This window comes from Nocardiopsis prasina DSM 43845, from assembly GCF_000341265.1.
GTDB lineage: Bacteria > Actinomycetota > Actinomycetes > Streptosporangiales > Streptosporangiaceae > Nocardiopsis > Nocardiopsis prasina.
Map to the genome: position 1 here is coordinate 1 of NZ_ANAE01000026.1, position 1,526 is coordinate 1,526.

Annotated in this window: 1 protein-coding gene and 1 pseudogene; one reads left to right on the plus strand and one right to left on the minus strand. The window is 71.1% G+C overall.

Going from position 1 to position 1,526, the window contains the following annotated elements:
- A pseudogene (locus D452_RS0101050) lies at positions 1–454 on the minus strand (NADP-dependent oxidoreductase); the annotation flags it as partial.
- 172 nt (positions 455–626) lie between these two features.
- Between D452_RS0101050 and D452_RS0101055 the strand changes: the two are divergent.
- The coding region (locus D452_RS0101055; RefSeq protein WP_017542322.1) for an aldo/keto reductase at positions 627–1,526 on the plus strand (900 nt) is incomplete at its 3' end.

Genomic DNA, 1,526 nt, shown 5'->3' on the forward strand with positions numbered 1-1,526 from the left:
TCTCGCCGGGGGCGGTCCGGGCGATGTCGAAGAGCCCGACCCATGCGGTGAGCCCGGTCATCCCCGCGATGCCCAAGTAGGAGGTCACCGACGGCACCCGGTCGGGATCGACCGGCCGCGCTTCGGCCGCGGGGATCGTGGCGTATTCGCGCCATCCCCGGTTGTGCAGCACCAGGGTGCCTTCGGCGACTCCGTCGGCGCGCGACGCCACCACCTCGCCCAGCGCGGCCCCTTCCATCGGGCGGTTCAGCGCGAACGGCGGGACGTAGGACTCCGTGTCGTTCATGCGGCCGCGCATGTAGGGGTCCACGGACATGTAGCGGTTGCGTACCAGCACCTCGGCCTCGGCGGGCTCGGCCACGGCCTCGTCGACGATGCTGAAGTGCTCCGGGACCGGCTCGCCCTGCGGGCGCGAAACCAGGTGTACGGATCGTGCTTTCGCCGGTGTGGTCACTGTCACCCCTCCTCGAAGTTGTCGAACGGCCCGCTGCCCACGGCGCGGCCGGCGTAACCGACCGGCCGGTCGGAACCGGTCGCCGCGGCGGTGCGGGGCGTGCCATAGGTTGACCGCAGGCGGGCTCCGCGTCCGCCGTCCGCATTTCGTACGTCACGAAAGGCCGCCGGCAATGGAGTACGTACCGCTGGGCCGCACCGGCGTCAGAGTCAGTCCGCTCACCCTCGGCGCCATGAACTTCGGCTCCTGGGGCAACAGCGACCACGACGACTCCGTGCGCATCATCCACCGGGCACTGGACGCCGGGATCAACGTCATCGACACCGCCGACGTGTACTCGGCGGGCGAGTCCGAAGAGATCGTCGGCAAGGCCCTCAGCGGGCGCCGCGACGACGTCGTCGTCGCCACCAAGGCCCACGGGCCCATGGGCACCGACCCCAATGCGCGGGGCAATTCCCGGCGCTGGCTCGTGCGCGAGGTCGACGAGAGCCTGCGCCGACTGGGCACCGATCACATCGACCTTTACCAGATCCACCGACCCGACCCCGACTGCGACGTGGACGAGACGCTGGGCGCGCTCACCGACCTCGTGCGCGCGGGCAAGATCCGCTACGCCGGGTGCTCGACCTTCCCGGCGCACCGGCTCGTGGAGTCGCACTGGGTCGCCGAGCGGCGGGGCCGCGAACGGTTCGTCACCGAGCAGCCGCCCTACTCGATCCTCACGCGCGGCATCGAGGCCGACGTGCTGCCTGTGGCACGCGAGTACTCCATGGGTGTGCTGCCGTGGAGCCCGCTGGCGGGCGGGTGGCTCTCCGGCAAGTACCGCAGGGGCGCCCAGGTGGACAGTCCCCGGATGAGCCGGATGCCCGACCGCTACGACCCCGACAAGCCGCAGAACGCGGCCAAGCTGGAGGCGGTCGAGCAGCTGGTGGGGGTGGCCGAGGACAACGGGCTCACGCTGATCGAGCTCGCCCTGGCCTTCGTGCTGGAGCACCCCGCCGTCAGCTCGGCGATCATCGGACCGCGGACCATGGACCAGCTGGAGTCGCAGCTGAGCGCGTCGGAGGTCCGG